Raw genomic sequence first — 18881 nt, 5'->3', positions numbered from 1 at the left:
CCGCGCAGTTGGCGCGGCCCTGATCGATGAGAGCGGAGGTGAGAACCGATGACCGTCACCGCGCTGCACGCTGCCCGCGTTCGGGCGGCACGCCATGTCACCGCTTCCACTCCGCTCTTGTCGAAGGTTGACCATCGTGAACTCCCTGCTTTCCGAATACGGTTGGCACACCGCGCTGGACAGCGCGTTCGCTCCCTACGCGGCTGAAGGACTGATCCCGGCCCGCATCGCCCGCGTCTACGGCGACCGGTGCGCCGCCGCCACACCGCACGGCCTGGTCACGGCCTCCATCGCGCCCGTCTCCTCACCCGACCCGCTGCACTGGGTGTGCACCGGCGACTGGGCGGCGCTCGAACTCGGCGGCGACCCGGCACTGGTCCGTGCCGTGCTGCCGCGCACCAACGCCGTCGTCCGCAACACCTCGACCCGCCGCTCCGAGGGCCAGGTGCTGGCGGCCAACGTCGACCACGCGGTGATCGCCGTCTCGCTCGCCGCCGAACTCGATCTCGGCCGGGTGGAACGGTTCCTGGCCCTCGCCTGGGAGAGCGGCGCGGAGCCGCTCGTGGTGCTCACCAAGTGCGATCTGGTCCCGGACCCGGACCTCGGCCATCTGCTCGCGGACACCGAGGGCGCGGCGCCCGGCGTCCAGGTGCTCGCGGTGAGCGCGCACACTGGCGCGGGCCTCGACGTGCTCACCGCGAGCCTGTCCCAGGGCACGTCGGTGCTGCTCGGCCAGTCCGGCGCGGGCAAGTCCACTTTGGCCAACGCCCTGTTGGGGGCGCAGGCCCAGCAGGTGCGGGAGGTCCGGGACGCGGACGGCAAGGGCAGGCACACCACGACCACTCGTGATCTGCTGCCGCTGCCCGGCGGTGGGGTGCTGATCGACACGCCGGGATTGCGTGGCGTCGGCATGTGGGACGCGGAGTCCGGGGTGGCGCGAGTGTTCGCGGAGATCGAGGAGTTGGCCCGCGACTGCCGGTTCCACGACTGCGCGCACGCGGCGGAACCGGGCTGCGGGGTGCTGGCCGCGCTGGCGGACGGCAGGCTGTCGCACCGGCGTTGGGAGAGTTACCGCAAGCTGCTGCGGGAGAACGCGTGGATCGCGGCGCGCAGTGATGCGCGACTGCGCGCCGAGCAGCGGCGGGAGTGGAAGCGGCGGTCGGCGCAGGGGCGCGCCGCGTACGAGGCGAAGCGGGGGCGCGCTCCGCGCTAGGCGCTCCGCTGGGGGATGTGCCGTCGTTCGTCTGCGGCACCGTTGTGGCTGGTCGCGCCCACGCGGCGGAGCCGCACATGAGCACAGCCCCGCGCCTCTTCGGGGCGCCACCGATGCGCAGCGGACCGGTGGCGCCCGTGGCCGCCGGGCCGCTGGGCGCCCCTCAGCCCGCGCCGTTGTGACGGCGGCGGCGGGAGGTGAGCGGGCTGCCCTCGTGCCAGAACGTGTAGACCACGCTGCCCACGCCGAGCGCGACGATCACGATGCCGAGTACGACGCTATACACCATGTGTTCCTCCAACGGGTGGATCATGGCTGGCAGTTGGCCCTGGCTTCACGTGCCCTTCACGGTTTCTCCGTGCCCGTGACTTTCCCTCGCGCCGTGATTTCACACCCGTTCTCGCTCGCAAGTCTGTTCCCGGCCCTGCTCGGCGGCGGACACCGGGTGGGGCCTGACCGAACGGCGACGTCCGATTTCCGCCAGTCGGGACGCCCGCGGTGCCGCAGACTGGGTCGTGTGATCGACGTGGAGACCGGATACCAAGCGGTACGCAGCCGGGACAGCCGGTTCGACGGGGTGTTCTTCACCGCCGTACGGACCACCGGCATCTACTGCCGACCGAGCTGCCCGGCGGTGACCCCCAAGCGGGAGAACGTCACCTTCTATCCGACGGCCGCCGCAGCGCAGGGCGCCGGATACCGCGCCTGCCGCCGCTGCCGCCCGGACGCGGTGCCCGGCTCGCCGGAGTGGAACGTCAGGGCGGACCTGGTCGGCCGGGCGATGCGGCTGATCCGGGACGGCGTCGTGGACCGGGACGGCGTCGTGGGGCTCGCCGCGCGGCTCGGCTACAGCGAACGCCAGGTGCACCGCCAGCTCACCGCCGAGGTCGGCGCGGGACCGGTGGCGCTGGCCCGTGCCCAGCGGGCGCAGACCGCGCGGGTGCTGCTGCAGACCACCGACCTGCCGGTGACCGAGGTGGCCTTCGCCGCCGGATTCGCCAGCGTACGGCAGTTCAACGACTCGATACGGGAGATCTACGCCCGTACCCCCACCCAACTGCGCGCCGTGACCCGCGGCCAGCGGGTCGCCGCCACACCGCCGTCCGGCACCCCCGCGGTGCCCACCGCCGGGGTGCCGCTGCGGCTCGCGTACCGCGGACCGTACGACACCACCGTCTTCGACCTGCTCGCCCGGCGGGCGGTACCCGGCGTCGAGGAACTCACCGGTGAGCCCGGCGCCCGCACCTACCGCCGCACGCTGCGGCTGCCGTACGGGATGGGGATCGCCGAGGTCGACGAGCCGGGGGCGAAGGCCCGCGAGGGCCGCTGGCTGGAGTGCCGGCTGCGACTGGCCGACCTGCGGGACCTGACCACCGCCGTGCAGCGGATGCGCGGCCTGTTCGACCTCGACGCCGACCCGGAGGCGGTCACCGCCGCCCTGGGCACCGATCCGCTGCTGGCCCCGCTGGTGCGCGGTGCCCCCGGGCTGCGGTCGCCGGGCGCGGCGGACCCGCACCAGCTCGCGGTGTGCGCCGTGCTCGGCGGCCACCCGGACCGCGCCGCCGCGCTGGTGGCCCGGTACGGCGAACCGCTGCCCGGCGGACCCGACGGCTCGCTCACCCATCTGTTTCCGACCACCCGAACCCTCGCCGCGGCCGATGTGCCCAAGCCCGTGCTGGCGCTGGCGGCCGCAGTGGAGGACGGCACGCTCTGCCTCGACCCCGGGGCGGACCGCGACCGGGCACAGGCCGCGCTGCTCGCACTGCCCGGGGTCGACGAGTGGACGGCCGGATACATCCGGATGCGCGCGCTCGGCGATCCGGACGTCTTCCTGCCCACCCAGAACGCCACCGCGCGGGACGCGAACGCCTGGCGCCCCTGGCGGTCCTACGCCCTACGGCACCTTCGGGCCGCGTCCCCCGCACGAGAACAGGACTGAGACACCATGACCGTCTACACCACGATCGACAGCCCCCTCGGAGAGTTGACCCTCGTCGGCGAGGAACTCCCAGGCCGCGGCTTCGCGTTGACCGCCGTCAGCGTGCGCGGACAGCGCGGCGAGGTGACGGTACGGCCGCAGTGGCGGCGCGATCCGACCCCGTTCGCCGAGACGGAACGGCAGCTTCGGGCGTACTTCGCGGGGGAGTTGACGGACTTCGACCTGCCGCTCGCGCCGCGCGGCACCGAGTTCCGCGAGCGGGTGTGGAAGGCGCTGGACACCATCCCGTACGGCAGCACCGTCACCTACCGGGAGCTGTCCGCCAGGGCGGGCTCGCCGGGAGCGGTGCGGGCGATCGGGGGCGCCGTCGGCGCCAACCCGCTGATGATCATCCGGCCGTGCCACCGTGTCGTCGGCTCCGACGGCAGCCTCACCGGCTACGCGGGCGGCCTCGACCGCAAGCGCGCCCTGCTCGCACTGGAGGGCGCGCTCTGAGACCTGCGGCCCGCTTCGGCTGGTGGTGCGGTCGGTTTGGGGCCGCCGGTCCGCGCCGTGGGGGTGTTCGCCGTCGCGGCGGATGCCTTTTCGGGGGCAAGCTCCCGGACCCCCAAGCCCCGCAATCCCCAAGTCGATTGTCCGCGGCACCATCGTGGCTGGTCGCGCCCACGCGGCGGAGCCGCACATGCACACAGCCCCGCGCCCCTTCGGGGCGCCGTTTGCGCAGCGTAGTTCGTCGTCCGGCCTGCTCAGTGGACGGGGAAGCCGAACCCGTAGCCCTCCTGCCTCAGTTGGGGCAGTAGCCGCTCCAACGCGGCTACCGTCTCGCCCCGGTTGCCGCCGCCGTCATGGAAGAGGATCGTCGGGCCGTTCCTCAACTCGCCCAGCACGGTGCGCACGATGGTGTCGGTGCCCGGCTTCTCGAAGTCCTTGCTGTCCACGTTCCAGCCCAGCGGCCGCATCCCGGCCGCGGCGGCGATCTGCCTGCTGTACGGGGTGAAGGCGCCGCCGGGTGCCCGGTAGTACATCGGCTTGACCCCGCCGGAGGCCTTCTCGATCTCCTTGGCGGCGTCGAGTATCTGCTGCTTCTGGTAGACATCGGACTTGTGGTCCATCGCCGTGTCGTGCGACACCGAGTGGTCGCACAGCCGGTGGCCGTCCGCCACCACTTCCCTGACGAGGTCGGGGTGGGCCGCTGCCTTCGGGCCGATCATGCAGAAGGTCGCCTTGACGCCGTTGTCCTTGAGGACCTTCAGCACCTTCGGGGTCCAGGTCGGGTCCGGGCCGTCGTCGATGGTGATGTTGACCGCCCTGCCGCCGCTGTCGGAGGCGTGCGCGATGTCCATGTTGACCTTGGGCGAGGGCAGCGACGGGTCCAGGCTTGAGGTCTGGCCGGTGATCGGCGCCGGGGCGGACGCGGAGGACCGGACGGGCCTGGGCGCCGGGCCGGTCGGCTCGCCCGCCTGGGCGCTCCACCAACCGGCCAGCAACCCCGCCCCCGCCAGGGCCGCCACCACTGCCGCGGCCGCACGCCCGTTGGCTGCCCGAATTCCCTTCCGCACCATGTTCCCCGGCCTTTCCGGTTTGTGGTCTTACGCTCGCGATTCCTGTGGGGAGACGAACCAAGCGCGGTGATGGATCCGCTTGTGACCGTTTGCTCATAAATCCCGTCGATACTTGACGCATGTCGCGAGTGCTTTTGATCGAAGATGACCCCGCGGTGCGGCACGGGGTCACCCTTGCCCTGCGCCGTCGCGGTCACGAGATCGAGGCGGCCGCGACCGGTGAGGCCGGGCTGGCGGTGCTGGAGACGTTCCGGCCCGACCTGGTGCTGCTCGACCTGATGCTGCCCGGCGCCTCCGGCTTCGAGGTGTGCCGGCGCATCCGCGCCACCAGGCAGTTGCCGATCATCATGCTCACGGCACGCGGCGACGACATGGACGTGGTCCTCGGCCTTGAGGCCGGGGCGGACGACTACATCGTCAAGCCCGCCCGCGGCGAGGTGCTGGAGGCCCGCATCCGCGCCGTGCTGCGCCGTACCGCACCCGCCGACGGCGACGAGGCGAACGGCCTGCTGATGCCCCCGTCGGTCGAGACCTACGGGGACCTGAGCATCGACCGCGCCGGGCTGATCGTCACCAAGGGCGGCGAGGACCTCGCGCTGCCGCCGTCCGAGATGAAGCTGCTGCTCTACCTGTCCGCCGCGCCCGGCCAGGTCTTCAGCCGCCAGCAACTGCTGGAGAGCGTCTGGGAGCACAGCTACCATGGCGACTCACGGCTGGTGGACGCCTGTGTGATGCGGCTGCGCGCCAAGGTGGAGGACAACCCGCGCTCCCCGAGGTACATCCAGACCCTGCGCGGCTTCGGCTACCGCTTCGGGCCGCTGTGAGACGGCCGCGCATCCGCTGGTCGGTCGCGCGGGGCCTGCGCGCACGGCTCGCCGTGGCGTTCCTGCTGGTCGCCGCGGTCAGTGCGCTGACCACCGCCGCGCTCACCTTCCAGGAGGCCAGGAAGGCCATCTTGCAGCGCAGCCAGGACACCGCGATCAACGCGCTGCGCTCCCAGGTCAACTCGCTCGCCCCCGACCTGCCCTTCCCGCCCAGCGCCAGCGACCTCCAGCACTTCGCCGCCCAACTCGACGGCGGCGGCCAGGCGCAGAACTGGCAGGCGTACGCCAGCTTCCAGAACGGCCCGCTGCTGCCACAGCGCCCGGCCAACACCAGCACCGCCATCACCCCCGAATTGCGCGCGGCGGTGACCGGCAAGGGCGTGCCGGTCTTCCAGCGGGTGATGAAGAACGGCCAGCCGTGGCTGGCCATCGGCATGCCGGTGTCGTACGCGGGCACCGGGCGCGCCCAGTCCGGCCTCGCCGTCTACGCGGAACTGCCGCTCACCGCCGAACAGGCCAACACCGGCGCGCTGATCAAGGCCGCGGAGCGCGGCGCGGTGCCCGCCCTCGCGCTCGCACTGGTCCCCGCGCTGCTCGCCGCACAGGGCGTGCTCCGTCCGGTGCGCAGGCTGCGCAAGGCCGCCGGGGACATCGCGGCGGGCCGCTTGGACACCCGGCTCGACGTGCGCGGCGGCGACGAACTCGCCGAACTTTCCCGCACGTTCAACCACATGGCCGCCACGCTGGAGGAGAACATGATCGAACTGCGCCGCCTGGAGGCCACCGCCCGGCGCTTCGCCTCCGACGTCTCCCATGAACTGCGCACCCCGCTGGCCGCGATGACCGCGGTCACCGATGTGCTGGACGAGGACGCGGCGACGCTCGACCCGGACACCGCGGCGGCCGTGCGGCTGGTGAGCGAGGAGACGGCGAAACTGGCGCGGATGGTCGAGGACCTGATGGAGGTCTCCCGGTTCGACGCCGGAGCCGCCGCCTTGCACCTCGACGAGGTGGACGCGGCGGAGACGGTGCGCAAGTCCCTGCAGGCCCGCGGCTGGCAGGACCAGGTCGAGGCCCAACTGCCCGGTGGCGTAAGGGCGGTGCTCGACCCGCGGCGCATCGACGTGGTGGTCGCCAACCTGGTGGGCAACGCGCTGCGGCACGGCGGCGCACCGGTACGGATCCGACTCGCGACCAGGGCTGGGCGCCTGCTGATCGAGGTGGCCGACAACGGCCCCGGCATACCGGACGAGGTGCTGCCGCACATCTTCGAGCGGTTCTACAAGGCCGACGCGGCCCGCGCCCGCTCCGAGGGCAGCGGCCTCGGACTGGCCATCGCCGAGGAGAACGTACGGCTGCACGGCGGCGAACTGCGCGCCGCCAATCGGCCGGAGGGCGGTGCGGTGTTCACCGTGGACCTGCCGCTGCGCGCCCAGGGCGGAGAGGAACAGTGAGAACGGCGAACCGGCGGCTGACGGCCGCCGCCTCGGGGATGGTGGCGCTCGGCGCGCTCGCGGGCTGCGGCATCCAGCCCACCGGTGTGATCGAGGCCGGGGTGCCCGCGACGGGCGTCCATCCGCAGGCCACGGTGCGGCTGTACTTCGTCTCGCCGACCGGCCTGCAGTCGGTCACCCGGCCCGCGTCAGGACCGGTCGGCCCCCAGGAGACCCTGGACCTGCTGCTCGGCGGCCCCAACAGCGCGGAGATCGCCCGCGGCATGACCACGGAACTGGCGCCGCCGATCGGGGTGGCCAAGGTCATCACCGGTGACAAGCAGGTGCGGATCGTGATGTCCACCGATGTCACCCGGCTCACCCCGAACGCGATCAGCCAGTTGACGTGTACGGCGGCCAACGCCGCCGCCAAGGAGGGCGTCGGCACCACCGCCGACATCGACGTCCGCGTCGCCAGCGGCCACACCACCCGAGGCCCCCTCCGCTGCGCGGTCCCCTCCACCCCGCCGACTCCCGCCCCGGCGACCACGGCGCCGTAGGGCTTCATGGGGACGGCCCTCAATCCTGCCCGCCGCACGAGCAACGCGCGCAAGGCGCCGGGCGCTTGGGGGACCTGCGCCGAAAGAACCATCCGTCAGCACGGCGAGCAACCCCCGCCGGGGGCACCGTCGTGTTCGAACGTACCCCCGTTCGGGGAACCGGGTTTCCGTGGCCGCGTCCCTGCGGACAATAGGGACATGAGTCATCTGGGGCAGCAGCACCACCATGACGACGCGTGGTGGCGGCGGCTCTATGCCGACGACGGAGCCACGGATCCGCACGGCGAGCCGCCGGTCGGCTCGCTCGACGAGCACTTCGCCACCGTCCGGCGGGCCTTCGAAGGCGCGCCGGTACGCCCGCCGCTGCCCGCGCAGCGGCCACCGGAGCAGGTCATCCACCTGGGGGACCGGCCGCCCACCTACGACGCGGAGCCGACCGCCTGGCCGTGCGCCGATCCCGACCGGTTGACCGACCTGGTACCGGACACCGTGCTCGACGGCGCGCACTACGGCCGGTTGACGGTGCGCGCCGCCTCCGGTCGCGGCGACTCCGCCCGCTACCGCGGGGCACCGCGCACCGACGCCCTGCTCACCGCCCGGTTCGGCACCGGGGACGACGCACTGCTGTTCATCGCCGTCGCGGGCGGCGCCCGGGCCGCCGATGACGCGCCGCGTGCCGCCCGTGACGCCTGCCATGCCCTCGGCAGCGCGGTGGGCCGCAACGTGCCCCGGCTCGCCGAGGACATACGGTCGGGACAGCGCGGCGCGCTCAAGTCCGGGCTGCGCCGCCTCACCGCCCGGGCCTACGGAAAGCCGCACGCCGACGGCGAACCGTCCGCGCCCTGCGGTGAGTTCGTGGTGTCGCTGCGCTGTCTGCTGCTGCCGGTGGATCCCGACTGCCGCACCCGGGTGTTCTTCGGTCTGGGTCCCGGCGGCCTGTTCCGGTTGCGCGCTGGCCAGTGGCAGGACCTGGACCCCGACGCGGAAACCGAGGAGGCGGGCACCCGGTTCCGGTTCCGCGCGTCGGTGGCACAGCGCGGAGAGACGTTGCTGCTGTGCAGCGCGGGACTCGCCGACCCGCTGCGGGAGACACCGGAGTTGTCCGAACACCTCGCACGGCGCTGGGGCCGGGCGGACCAACCGCCCGGCCTCGCCGCGTTCCTGGCCGACACCGCCACCCGCGTCAAGGGCTACGCCGATGACCGCACGGCCGTCGCCGTGTGGGAGAGCTGAACCCCCGCCGCGGATTGGGCGCTTCCCTCAAGGGGATTGGGGGCTTGGCCACAACAAAACTCCGCACCGGGTGCCGAAGGGCCGCTCCCACGGAAGTCCGCCGCGACGGTGAGCAACCACAGCGGCGCGGACCGGCGGTCGCGCGCGGCCGCCAGCCGCCCGCCCTCACGATCCGCCGGAAGGCTCAAGGCCTCAGCCGCAGGGTGAGGATCTGGAACGGCCGCAACCGCACCGCGATTCGGCCGCCGTCCACGGCAGCGGGCTCCCGCGGCCGCTCCAGCAGATCGGTGGCGTCCGCCCGGCTCACCGGAAACCCGGCGGTGAGCGTGGCGCGCGCCCTGCCGCCGCGCGACTCGTAGAGCCGTACCACCACATCGCCTGAGCGGTCGTCGGCCAGCTTGACCGACTCGACGGTGACCGCCGGATCGTCCACCGCGACCAACGGCTCGACCGGCGCACCGGTCGCCGCCGGGCGCAACGGCAGGTTGACCGCGAGCCCCTCGGCCACCGCGTCCCCGATCCCCGCGCCCGGCAGCAGCGCGTAGCCGAACCGGTGGGTGCCCTGGTCGGTCTCCGGGTCCGGGCTGTGCGGCGCCCGCAGTAGCGTCAGCCGAACCGTGGTGACGCTCCCCGCCGCACCGGCGCCACGGCCGATGTCATGGCCGTACGTCGAGTCGTTGAGCACCGCCACGCCGTAACCCGGCTCGGCGACATGCGTCCAGCGGTGCGCACAGGTCTCGAACCGGGCAGCGTCCCAACTGGTGTTGGTGTGCGTCGGCCGGTACACATGCCCGAACTGGATCTCGGACGCCGCCCGTTCGGCGTGTACGTCGAGCGGGAACGCGGCCTTGAGCACCTTCTCCGACTCGTGCCAGTCGACCTCGGTGGTGATGTCCAGCCGCGCGCTGCCCGCCCGTAGCGCGATGTCCTGCACCACCCGCGAGCGCCCGAACTCGCGTACCACCCGCACCACCGCGCGCAGCGGTCCCGACGCGGCGAGCGTCACGGACTCGGCGACGGTCAGGTCGGTGTGCTTGCGCCGGTAGTGCCGGTCGATGTCCCAGGCGTCCCACTTGTTGGGATGGTCCGGGTGGATCTGCAGCAGGTTGCCCCGGCAGCCGGGCGCCAGCACCTCGCGGTCCGCCGCCTTGTCGTACACCGAGCCGAGCAGTCCGTCGGAGTCGATCGCCACCCGCAGCCGGTCGTTCTCCAGTACGTGTCCTCCCGAACCGGTGCGCGCCGCCACCCGTACCCCGCGCGGCGGTTCGGCCACCCCGGCCGCCCCCAGCGCGGGCACCTCGGCCCACACGGTGCGCCCGTCGGGCAGCGTCACGGCCTCCGCGCGGGGGTACGGCGAGGCGTTGAACAGTGCCGTGCCCCCCTCGCCCAGCGCCGCGACCGCGCCGTCGATGATCCGCTCCAACTCGGCGCGCACCCGCTCATAGGTGTCCCGGGCCTCCCGGTGCACCCAGGCGATCGAACTGCCCGGCAGGATGTCATGGAACTGGTGCAGCAGCACGGTCTTCCAGATCCGGTCCAGTTCGTCGTACGGGTAGCCGTACCCCGGCACCCGCAGCGCGGCCGTGGCGGCCCACAACTCGGCCTCCCGCAGCAGGTGTTCGGCGCGCCGGTTGCCCTGCTTGGTCTTGGCCTGGGTGGTGTACGTCGCGCGGTGCAGTTCCAGGTACATCTCACCGGACCACACCGGAGCCCGCTCGCCGTATTCCGCTTCGGCCGCGGTGAAGAACGCCGACGGCCGGTCCACGGTCACCCGCGGTGCCCCTTCCAGGGAACGCAGCCGCCGTGCCTTCTCCAGCATTTCCCGGGTCGGCCCGCCGCCGCCGTCTCCGTAGCCGAAGGGCACCAGTGAATGCGTCGCCAGTCCCTTCTCGGCGAAGTTCCTTACCGCGTGCGCGAGTTCCGCCGCGCGCATCTCGCAGTTGTAGGTGTCGACCGGCGGGAAGTGGGTGAACACCCGGGTGCCGTCGATGCCCTCCCACCAGAAGGTGTGGTGCGGCATCCTGTTCGACTGGTTCCAGGACATCTTCTGGGTGAGGAACCAGCGCACCCCGGCCAACTTGGCGAGTTGCGGAAACGCGGCGGTGTAGCCGAAGGAGTCGGGCAGCCAGATCTCCTGGGTGTCGACGCCCAGTTCCTCAAGGAAGAACCGCTTTCCATGGGTGATCTGCCGGGCCAGCGCCTCACCCCCCGGCATGTTGGCGTCCGACTCCACCCACATCGAACCCACCGGCGCCCAGTTGCCGCTTGCCACCGCCTTCTTGATGCGCTCCCAGATGTGCGGCTGGTGCTCCTTGACCCATGCGTACTGCTGCGCCTGGGAGCAGGAGAACACCAACTCCGGGTACTCCCGCACCAGATCGGTGACATTGGCGAACGTACGGGACGCCTTGCGCACCGTCTCGCGCAGCGGCCACAGCCATGCGGAGTCGATGTGGGCGTGCCCGGTGGCGGTCAGCCGATGGGCGCTGGCGTGCGCGGGACGGGCCAGCACCTCGGCCAGCTCGGCCCGGGCGGCCACCGCCGTGCCGCCGACATCGTGCAGGTCCAGCGCGTCCAGTGCGCGTTCCAGGGCGCGCAGGACCTCATGGCGGCGCGGATCGTCGACGGCCAGCTCATGCATCAGCTCCGACAGCACCTCGATGTCGAAGACCAGATGCCACACGTTCTCGTCCAGCACCGCTAGCTGCGCCGAACCGAACCGGTACAGCGGCTCGTCCCCCGCGGTGGTGATGTCGCCCAGCCGGGTCGGCCGGAAGTCCCGCAGCACCTGCGGGTTCGCCGCCGCCTCCAGCAGCAGCCGCAGCGGCTCGCCGCCCCGCACCGGTGAGCCCACCGGCACCTGGCGGTTGCGTGGATGGACGCCCTTGATCGGCACGCCCTCCGAGTCGTAGACCAGTCCCTCCGCCTGGAACCCCGGGTGCACCCCGGTGAACCCCGGATCGAGCAGTGCCTCCACCCGGCGTCCCGCCCACTCCCGCGGCACCGTGCCCTCGATCCGGAACCAGCTCGTGGACCACGGAGCGCCCCACCGCTCGCCCGGCGAGAACGGCTCGTAGCTGGCCTTCAGCGCCTCCTCCACCGGCACCGGCTCGCCCCGCACATGCCAGGCGCGCACCGTCATCGGGGTGCGCGCCGAATACACCGCGTCCCTGATGAACTGGGCGAGCGCCCGTTCCAGACGTTGCTCGACCAGCAGGCGATCGTCGTGCATAGCGGCTCCTCCCGGACTGCGCCAGCGTCCCGTTCCCCCAGGGGACCATTCCCCGTACCGGCGGGGCGACCCATACGGTCTGCGACAAGACATCCGGTTCGCGGGGAGTGGGCCGCGATCGGGTGGGAATGTATTCCGCGACGCACGTTCGAAGGGGGACGGACACGTGACGGGGGCCGGAGCGGAATCGATGGATCGATTGGCAGGGGAACGGGGGATACGGGATGCCGGTGTGGCGTCCCATGGATCGCGGGGGTCCCGGATATCCCGGGGTGCGCACGCGGTACGCGGCGCCCGGGGGACCCAACGCACCACACACCGGCGGGAGTTGCGCCGCCAGCTACGGCGTGCCGATCTGCCCGCCGTAGGGGAGGTACGCGCGCTGCTGCGGGACCAGTTACGGCGCTGGGAGGTGCCCGGCCTGGTCGACACGGCCGAGCTGCTCACCAGCGAACTGGTGACCAACGCGCTGGTGCACACGGATCAGGGGGCGCTGTTCACCGCGACGCTCACCAGCGGCACCGAGCGCCGGTTGCGGGTCGAGGTGCGCGACTTCAGCGCCCGCCGCCCGCAGCCCCGGCAGGCGAGCGACCACACGCCGTCCGGGCGCGGGCTGCTGCTGGTCAGGGAACTGGCGGACGCCTGGGGAGTGCGGGTGCAGCGGCTGGGCAAGACCGTGTGGTTCGAGCTGGCGGCGGCATCCGCCTGAGGCCTGAGCGTGCCCTGGCTCTGAGGACGGGCCTGGGCTGAACGCGTCGGTCCCCGCGCGGAGTGTCGCGCGGGGACCGGGTTCAGCGAACGGTTTCTGCGGGCCGCGTCCCGCGCGGACGCGCGGGCTCGGACGGCACGGGCCGTGGACGGTAGGGGCTCAGCCGAACTGCCGCTCAAGGTCCTTGAGTTTGGCCTCCAGCGAATCCAGCCTCGGCAGCGCCTGGGTGTCGTCCTCGGCGGTCAGGTCGACCACCGCCGGGCCGGAGTCACCGGTGATGGACTGCAGCGCCGGGCGGGGGCGTACCGGGAGCTCTGCCGCCTCGGCTATGACGGGCTCCGCTAGCTCGACCTTGGCGGCGGGCGCGCCGCCGCTGGCACCGGTGCCGGTCTCCGGCGCGGCGGTGCCCTGGGCGGCCGGGGGAAGCTCCACCTGGCGGCCACCGCGGTGGGTGCCCCAGCCGCGGTGCTGGCGGGTGATCGCCTTGATGCGGGCGCGCTCCAGCCGGTCCTGGTCCCGGCGGCGCCTGCGGTTGCGCTCCTTCTCCCGGCGGTCGTCGCGGACCTCCTCGACCGCCTCGTCCAGGGAGCGGACGTTCTCCAGCAGCATCAGCGACCAGGCGCGATAGGTCTCGCGCGGTGCGCGCAGCCAGCGCACCATACGGATCTGCGGCAGCGGCCGCGGCACGAGCCCCTGCTCGCGCAGCGCGGCCCTGCGGGTCTGCTTCAGCGCCCGGTCGAACAGCACGGCGGCCGACAGCGACATCCCGGCGAAGAACTCCGGCGCCCCGGCGTGGCCCAACCCCCGTGGCGCGTGTACCCAGTTGAACCAGGCGGAGGCCGCGGCGAACGTCCACACCAGCATGCGCGAGCCGAGGGCCGCGTCACCGTGGCTGGCCTCGCGCACCGCGAGCACCGAGCAGAACATGGCGGCGCCGTCCAGGCCGAACGGGACCAGGTACTCCCAGCCGCCGCCCAGGCTCAGGTTCTGCCGCCCGAAGCCGACCAGGCCGTGGAACGACAGCGCCGCCGCCACCGCGGCGCAACAGAACAGCAGCACGTACGACGCGCTGCCGTACACCGCCTCCTTGTGCCGCCGCCGTTCCTCCCCGCGTTCCCAGGAGTCGAGCTGCTCACCTTGTGCCGCCCTGGCTCGGCGGCCGCGCACCACCACCGTCCCCGTGGCCGCCAGAATCGCCAGCCCTACGGCGCCCGACAGCGTCCAATCCAGCGATATGTCCGTAAGTGTCATCTGTGGTGGTTCCCTTGTTTCGCTTGTCTTCGCGCTGCGCGCCATCCTGGCGAATGACCCGGGCTTCCCGAGGGGTTTTCGGAACAAGAGAACGCCAATGAGCGGGCGGTCGCGGGAGGCGGTGTGCGAAGTCTCGAACTACCGAACGGAATTAGGGGAGTTGAGGCAATCGCACGCACCTTATCAGGTGACGGGCCATCATTTGGCTTGTCGTTCCGCTTCGAATCCGGTTCGGTAGATCCGGTCGCCTTCGCGGGCGCGCGGGCAGGTGGCGCAGGCGTCTTCGGGGCGCAGTGTGTAGAACAGGCAGCAGGCCAGCCGGTCCCGGGTGTGCCCGCGCCCCAGCGCCCGGAATCCGGCGCCACCCGGGTACGGGGGAGTGCCGCCAGGCAGGAGCGCGCCCAGTTCGGTGACCGCGCGGTCCTCCTCGCCGAGCAGCCGCGCGACATGCCACAGCCCCTCGGTGATCTCGTCGCAGACCATCCCCCACAACGCGTGCGGCCCGCGCCGGGTGCGCGTCCGGAAGGCGCCGAGCAGCGGCCCGACGTGCTCGGCGACCGCTTCGCGCAGCGCCTGCCGTAGCGCCGCCGCGTCCGGTACGGTCCGCGCCCCCGGCCATCCGGCCGCCGGATCGTCCGGCAGGCACAGCAGGTCGCCGGTGCGCACGGTCATCCGTCCGGACGTCCGGTGGAACGACACATCGCCAACCTGCAGCCGGGGGACCCTGCGGTGCAGGAACCACGGCACGGTGAACAGCAGGCACGCGGGCCAGACATAGCGGTGGAAGCCCAGGCTCGCCACCACATGGGGGCGCGGCCGCGCGCCGTGCTCACGTAGGAGCCGGGTCTCCTCCCCGGCCAGGAAGGTGTCCAGCGCGCTGCCGCCCTCGGCCAGTTGGCGCGCCCCCAGCCAGTCGCCCGCGGTGCGCGGCGGCTCCTCGGTGACCCGCGGCCCCGCGCGGACCTCGGCCAGGCGCGCGTAGGCCGCGGCGAGCGGCGAGGTGCGGCGGAGCGTTGCCGTGGGCATGGGTGAACCGTCCTGACAGAGATCCACGCAGGGAAGCCTTACCTTAGCTGAACCGTGTCCGGAGTGCCGTCGATGTGGGCCGCTGGTGTCGAGTGGTGAAATAGGAGGCATTCGCCCGTACGAATGACGTAGCGGGACGGGCTGACGGACAGGAGGAGGCGCCGGTGGAACGGGGCGCGCGGCCGCGCACACGCGGCGCCGGGGCGCCGGTACGGGTGCCGGACCAGGGGCGGCCCACGCCGGGGGAGACCGGCGGGGCGCGCGGGGCGCACCCGTATGACGAGCCGGAACCACCGCGCCGGCTGCCGGAGCGGTTGTCGCTGCGCGACCAGGTGCTGCGCGGGCTGCGGGACGCGTTGGTCACCGGGGAGTTGCGGCCAGGGGTGGTCTACTCGGCGCCCGCGCTCGCCGAGCGGTTCGAGGTGTCCGCGACTCCGGTGCGGGAGGCGATGCAGCAGCTGGTCAGGGAAGGGGCGGTGGAGGTCGTCCAGAACCGCGGCTTCCGGGTGGCCGAGCGCTCCGCGCGGGACCTGGCCGAGCTGGCCGAGGTGCGTGCGCTGCTGGAGGTGCCGGTGATGCTGCGGTTGGCGGGCACGGTGCCCGCCAACCGGTGGGAGACGCTGCGCCCACTCGCCGAGGCGACGGTGTCCGCCGCGGCGGAGGGCGACCGGGCCGCCTACGCGGAGGCGGACCGCGCGTTCCACGGTGCGGTGCTCGGCCTCGCTGGGAACTCCCAACTCGTGGCGGTCGCCGAGCAGTTGCACCGGCGTGCGCTGTCCGCTCCGCGGGGGGCGGAGTTGTTGGCTGACGCCGTTCAGCATGTGGCCCTGCTGGACGCCCTCGCGGCGGGCGACTCGGCCGCGGCCGAGTCCCTCATCCGCGACCACTTCACGTAACGCCTCCGGCGCGGTGGGTCGTTGGGTTGGGGCACGCCTCCGGCGCGGTGGGTCGTTGGGGGGGGCTGCGGCCGGTTCGGGACCGCCGGGCTCCTTGAGTACGGTTGCTCGCCGTCGCGGCGGACTTTTTGTGGGGGCAAGCCCCCACGCCCCCGCGCGGCGCGGGTTTGGGGCAGGCCCCCATGGCCCCCGAAGTCGGGCATCGTCAGGGGGTTCGGGGGCTTGCCCCCGAAGATTAGAACCGCCGCGACGGCGAGCAACCAGACACAAAAAGCCCGGCGGTCCCGAACCGGCCGCAGCCCCCCCAACGACCCACCGCGCCGGAGGCGTGCCGCAGCCCCAACAGCCAACCGAGCCGGAGGCTACAGCGCGTCGCGGAGCCAGACGGGTAGGCCGCCGAGGAGGCGGAAGAGGCGGGTCGCCTCGGCGCGTAGCCGACTCGCCTCGGGCTCGGATTCCACCTCCGCGAGGGAGACCAACGCTGGCGGCGTGCCGATCAGATAGCCCAACTCCTCGCGGATCCGCAGGGACTCGGTGAACCCGTAGCGCGCCTCGGCCAACTCCCCGTCCCGCAAGGCGAGTCCGGCCAGCTGCCGCCAGGTGGCGGACGCCAGCAGTCGGTCACCGTGCGCCGTGGCGCCCGCGTGGGCGCGCCGATAGGCGAGCCGCGCACCCGCCGGGTCACCGGAGAGGTTCTCCGCCAGCATTCCGCGCCGGAAATCCAGCAGCGCCCGGTCCGCCGCCCCCGGCGCCAGCAGGGCCGCACCGCGGCCCAGCGCCGAGTGGGCCTCGTCGGAGCGGTCGCGTACCCCGAACATGGTCGCCGTATAGGCCAGTTGCCCCCGCTCACAGGCCGCGCGCCCGCGCTCCTCGTCCGTCCCGGCCAGCGCCTCAGCGCTCCGCAGCGCGTCCTCCGCCTCGGCCCATCCCTCACCGGTGAACACACACCGTTCGATCAGCAGCGCCGCCCGGCGCAGCGCGGTGTGCGGCGAGCCCTCGCCGTTCAGCAGTGCCGCCGCCTCGGTCCAGCACCCGCGCGACCGCAGCCGCCACACCGCGGGCGGATCAGGCCGGCCACCGGGCGCGATGCCGTTGGTCTTGTGCGTCTCCGCCTTGGAGGCGTCTGCCACAGTCCCCTCCCGCGCGCCGTCGGTAGGCGAAGTTCAGCACGCCTCCCGGCGCCCAGCAAGAGGGTGTTCGGCGGGTTCCCCCGTACGCCGTACCGGCTCAACTCATGCGCAGCGCAAGGAAGAAGTCCACCTTGTCCTCCAGCCGCGACAGGTCGCGGCTGGTCAACTGCTCGATCCGGCCGATGCGGTAGCGCAGCGTGTTGACGTGCAGGTGCAGCCGCGTCGCGCAGCGGGTCCAGGACCCGTCGCAGTCCAAGAACGCCTCCAGGGTCGGGATGAGTTCGGCCCGGTGCCGCCGGTCGTACGCGCGCAGCGGGTCCAACAGCCGTGCGGTGAAGGCCCGTCGGACGTCGTCCGGTACGAACGGCAGCAGCAGCACGTGCGAGGCCAGCTCCTCGTGCCCCGCCACGCACACCCGCCCGGGCCGGGCGGCGGCCACCCGGCGGGCGTGCCGGGCCTCCTCCAGGGCGCCGCGCAGCCCCTCGGCGGAGTGGACGCAGGCGCTCACCCCGATGGTCAGCCGACCGTCACCGTCCAGGCCGCGGGCCAGCGGCGCCGCCACCGTGCGCAGCAGCTCCTCCGCACGCAGCCCCGCGGACTGCTGCTCGTCCGGCCCGGCGGTCGGCAGCGGCAGCAGTGCCATCGCCTCGTCGTCGCTGTGCGCCACGGCGATCCGGTCGGCCGGGTCGGTGCCCGCGGAGGCCGGGTCCACCAGGATCTCCTCCAGCAGCGCCTGGGCCACCGGCCCACCGGGCGGCTCGCCGCCCTCCCAGTCCACCCGGGCCACCACCACCTGCCAGTGCGGCGCCGCGCCCGCACCCGGCAGCAGCACCGGGGCGGCGACCCGCAGCCGGGCCGCCACCTCGGCGGGCGGCGCGCCGGTCTGCACCAGCTCCAGCACCTCGTGCGCCAGGCGGCGGCGTACCGCGCCCGCCGCGTCCTGCCGGTCCCGCTCGACGGCGATCAGCTGGGTCACCCCGTGCAGCAGGTCGAGCCGCTCGGCGGGCCAGTCGCCCGCGTCCGCCTCGACCGCCAGCAGCCAGTCGGAAAGTACGGTGGCGCGCGGATCCGTCTCGGCGCCCCTGATCGCGAAGACCGAAAAGACCCGCCCGCCGACCTGCACCCGGTGCGGTGCGGGACGCCCGGTCCGGGACGCCGCAAGATGTTCTCCGGCCAGTTCGGCGCGGATCTGGTCCGGCAGCTCGGGCGCGCAGCCCGCGATACGGCGCCCGGTGGACGACAGCACCCAGGCGCGCAGGTCGAGATCGGTGACGAGCAGATCGAGCACCGCGTCCGGCCCGCCGCCCGCCGGACCGGCCGACATCAGCCTGCGGTGCCGCTCCACCACGGCCGCCAGATCCCCGGCGCGCTCGGTGGAGACCTGCCGCACCACATGCTCGGTGATCGTCGCGAACGCCACCCGCTCGTGCACCGCGAACAGCGGCAGCCGGTGCCGTGCGCAGGCGTCCACCAGGTCCTGCGGCACCCCGCCGACCTCCGCCTCGCCCGCCGCCAGCGCGGCCACCCCGGCGGCGGCCAACCGGCGGACGAACGGCTCGCAGTCCTCGGGACCGCGCAGCCACGCCAGGCCGGTCAGCACCAGCTCGCCGCCGGACAGATAGCGGCTGGGATCCCGCAGGTCGGTGGTCATCACGCCACGGACCGTACGGTCCAGCTCCTCCTCGCCGCAGAGCAGCCGCAGGCCCAGCGCCTCGGTGTCCAGCAGTGTGCGCAGCCGCATCGTTCTCGCCTTGTCTTGAATGACGCTCTTGTAATCCGGCGAGGTGGTGCGACCCCGCCTTTCAGAGGAATCTACAAGGTCCAGTGTCCGGCCAGCCAAGTGCTTCATGTTTTCGGTGACTGCACCCGACCG

At 73.0% G+C, this 18881-nt stretch carries 16 protein-coding genes; 9 read left to right on the top strand and 7 right to left on the bottom strand.

Going from position 1 to position 18881, the window contains the following annotated elements; genetic code table 11:
* Nucleotides 1-94 precede the first annotated feature (94 nt).
* Complete coding sequence (gene rsgA, locus NON19_RS14420) at nt 95-1213, top strand: ribosome small subunit-dependent GTPase A (protein WP_303653707.1); 1119 nt, start codon at nt 95-97, stop codon at nt 1211-1213.
* Between the two features lie 163 nt (nt 1214-1376).
* On the opposite strand, the gene NON19_RS14415 is transcribed toward rsgA, so the two are convergent.
* Complete coding sequence (locus NON19_RS14415) at nt 1377-1502, bottom strand: hypothetical protein (protein ID WP_255928023.1); 126 nt, start codon at nt 1500-1502, stop codon at nt 1377-1379.
* A 228-nt stretch (nt 1503-1730) separates the two neighbouring features.
* On the opposite strand from NON19_RS14415, the gene NON19_RS14410 reads away from it, so the two are divergent.
* Nucleotides 1731-3152 (top strand): AlkA N-terminal domain-containing protein, encoded by a 1422-nt coding sequence (locus tag NON19_RS14410; RefSeq protein WP_255928021.1) that lies wholly within the window; start codon nt 1731-1733, stop codon nt 3150-3152.
* Between the two features lie 6 nt (nt 3153-3158).
* Nucleotides 3159-3647, top strand: coding sequence for a methylated-DNA--[protein]-cysteine S-methyltransferase (locus tag NON19_RS14405; RefSeq protein ID WP_255928020.1), 489 nt, complete (start codon nt 3159-3161; stop codon nt 3645-3647).
* 251 nt (nt 3648-3898) lie between these two features.
* Here the strand turns inward: NON19_RS14405 and NON19_RS14400 are convergent, their stop codons facing one another.
* Nucleotides 3899-4714 carry a polysaccharide deacetylase family protein gene (locus tag NON19_RS14400; RefSeq protein WP_255928018.1) on the bottom strand — a complete coding sequence of 272 codons (816 nt, stop codon included), beginning with the start codon at nt 4712-4714 and terminating at the stop codon, nt 3899-3901.
* Between the two features lie 119 nt (nt 4715-4833).
* Between NON19_RS14400 and NON19_RS14395 the strand changes: the two genes are divergently transcribed.
* The 4 genes from NON19_RS14395 to NON19_RS14380 all read left to right on the top strand — a co-directional run bounded on the left by NON19_RS14395 (nt 4834) and on the right by NON19_RS14380 (nt 8764).
* The gene (locus tag NON19_RS14395; RefSeq protein ID WP_255928016.1) at nt 4834-5538 is read left to right on the top strand and encodes a response regulator; all 705 of its coding nucleotides are present in this window, start codon (nt 4834-4836) and stop codon (nt 5536-5538) included.
* The gene (locus NON19_RS14390) at nt 5535-6992 is read left to right on the top strand and encodes an ATP-binding protein (protein ID WP_255928014.1); all 1458 of its coding nucleotides are present in this window, start codon (nt 5535-5537) and stop codon (nt 6990-6992) included. Before NON19_RS14395 ends, NON19_RS14390 begins: the two co-directional genes overlap by 4 nt.
* Nucleotides 6989-7531, top strand: coding sequence for a hypothetical protein (locus NON19_RS14385; RefSeq protein WP_255928012.1), 543 nt, complete (start codon nt 6989-6991; stop codon nt 7529-7531). The genes NON19_RS14390 and NON19_RS14385 overlap by 4 nt, the downstream gene beginning before the upstream one ends.
* A 198-nt stretch (nt 7532-7729) precedes the next feature.
* Complete coding sequence (locus NON19_RS14380) at nt 7730-8764, top strand: protein phosphatase 2C domain-containing protein (RefSeq protein ID WP_255928010.1); 1035 nt, start codon at nt 7730-7732, stop codon at nt 8762-8764.
* Nucleotides 8765-8948: 184 nt separating this feature from the next.
* Here the strand turns inward: NON19_RS14380 and NON19_RS14375 are convergent, their stop codons facing one another.
* Nucleotides 8949-11996, bottom strand: coding sequence for an alpha-mannosidase (locus tag NON19_RS14375; protein ID WP_255928008.1), 3048 nt, complete (start codon nt 11994-11996; stop codon nt 8949-8951).
* Between the two features lie 232 nt (nt 11997-12228).
* Here NON19_RS14375 and NON19_RS14370 point away from each other — a divergent pair, with 232 nt between their 5' ends.
* Nucleotides 12229-12705, top strand: coding sequence for an ATP-binding protein (locus NON19_RS14370; RefSeq protein WP_372514131.1), 477 nt, complete (start codon nt 12229-12231; stop codon nt 12703-12705).
* A 159-nt stretch (nt 12706-12864) separates the two neighbouring features.
* On the opposite strand, the gene NON19_RS14365 is transcribed toward NON19_RS14370, so the two are convergent.
* Nucleotides 12865-13956: a DUF2637 domain-containing protein gene (locus NON19_RS14365; protein WP_255928006.1), complete on the bottom strand. Its 1092-nt coding sequence runs from the start codon at nt 13954-13956 to the stop codon at nt 12865-12867.
* Nucleotides 13957-14154: 198 nt separating this feature from the next.
* Nucleotides 14155-14982, bottom strand: coding sequence for a (2Fe-2S)-binding protein (locus NON19_RS14360; RefSeq protein WP_255928004.1), 828 nt, complete (start codon nt 14980-14982; stop codon nt 14155-14157).
* 164 nt (nt 14983-15146) lie between these two features.
* Between NON19_RS14360 and NON19_RS14355 the strand changes: the two genes are divergently transcribed.
* Complete coding sequence (locus NON19_RS14355) at nt 15147-15878, top strand: GntR family transcriptional regulator (protein ID WP_372514130.1); 732 nt, start codon at nt 15147-15149, stop codon at nt 15876-15878.
* A 362-nt stretch (nt 15879-16240) separates the two neighbouring features.
* Here the strand turns inward: NON19_RS14355 and NON19_RS14350 are convergent, their stop codons facing one another.
* Both NON19_RS14350 and NON19_RS14345 read right to left on the bottom strand, forming a co-directional pair.
* Nucleotides 16241-16966: a hypothetical protein gene (locus tag NON19_RS14350; RefSeq protein WP_255928076.1), complete on the bottom strand. Its 726-nt coding sequence runs from the start codon at nt 16964-16966 to the stop codon at nt 16241-16243.
* Nucleotides 16967-17105: 139 nt separating this feature from the next.
* Nucleotides 17106-18749 (bottom strand): PucR family transcriptional regulator, encoded by a 1644-nt coding sequence (locus NON19_RS14345; RefSeq protein ID WP_255928003.1) that lies wholly within the window; start codon nt 18747-18749, stop codon nt 17106-17108.
* Nucleotides 18750-18881: the final 132 nt, after the last annotated feature.

The organism is Streptantibioticus rubrisoli (assembly GCF_024436055.1).
Taxonomy (GTDB): Bacteria; Actinomycetota; Actinomycetes; order Streptomycetales; family Streptomycetaceae; genus Streptantibioticus_A; species Streptantibioticus_A rubrisoli.
Note: the sequence above shows the minus strand (reverse complement) of the source record. Positions and strands in the feature narration are given on the sequence as shown.

What these genes read in the sequence shown, in the direction of transcription:
- rsgA (WP_303653707.1), top strand. Translation starts at nt 95, where the DNA reads ATGTCACCGCTTCCACTCCGCTCTTGTCGAAGGTTGACCATCGTGAAC.
- NON19_RS14415 (WP_255928023.1), bottom strand. Translation starts at nt 1,502, where the DNA reads ATGGTGTATAGCGTCGTACTCGGCATCGTGATCGTCGCGCTCGGCGTG.
- NON19_RS14405 (WP_255928020.1), top strand. Translation starts at nt 3,159, where the DNA reads ATGACCGTCTACACCACGATCGACAGCCCCCTCGGAGAGTTGACCCTC.
- NON19_RS14400 (WP_255928018.1), bottom strand. Translation starts at nt 4,714, where the DNA reads ATGGTGCGGAAGGGAATTCGGGCAGCCAACGGGCGTGCGGCCGCGGCA.
- NON19_RS14395 (WP_255928016.1), top strand. Translation starts at nt 4,834, where the DNA reads ATGTCGCGAGTGCTTTTGATCGAAGATGACCCCGCGGTGCGGCACGGG.
- NON19_RS14380 (WP_255928010.1), top strand. Translation starts at nt 7,730, where the DNA reads ATGAGTCATCTGGGGCAGCAGCACCACCATGACGACGCGTGGTGGCGG.
- NON19_RS14375 (WP_255928008.1), bottom strand. Translation starts at nt 11,996, where the DNA reads ATGCACGACGATCGCCTGCTGGTCGAGCAACGTCTGGAACGGGCGCTC.
- NON19_RS14365 (WP_255928006.1), bottom strand. Translation starts at nt 13,956, where the DNA reads ATGACACTTACGGACATATCGCTGGATTGGACGCTGTCGGGCGCCGTA.
- NON19_RS14360 (WP_255928004.1), bottom strand. Translation starts at nt 14,982, where the DNA reads ATGCCCACGGCAACGCTCCGCCGCACCTCGCCGCTCGCCGCGGCCTAC.
- NON19_RS14345 (WP_255928003.1), bottom strand. Translation starts at nt 18,749, where the DNA reads ATGCGGCTGCGCACACTGCTGGACACCGAGGCGCTGGGCCTGCGGCTG.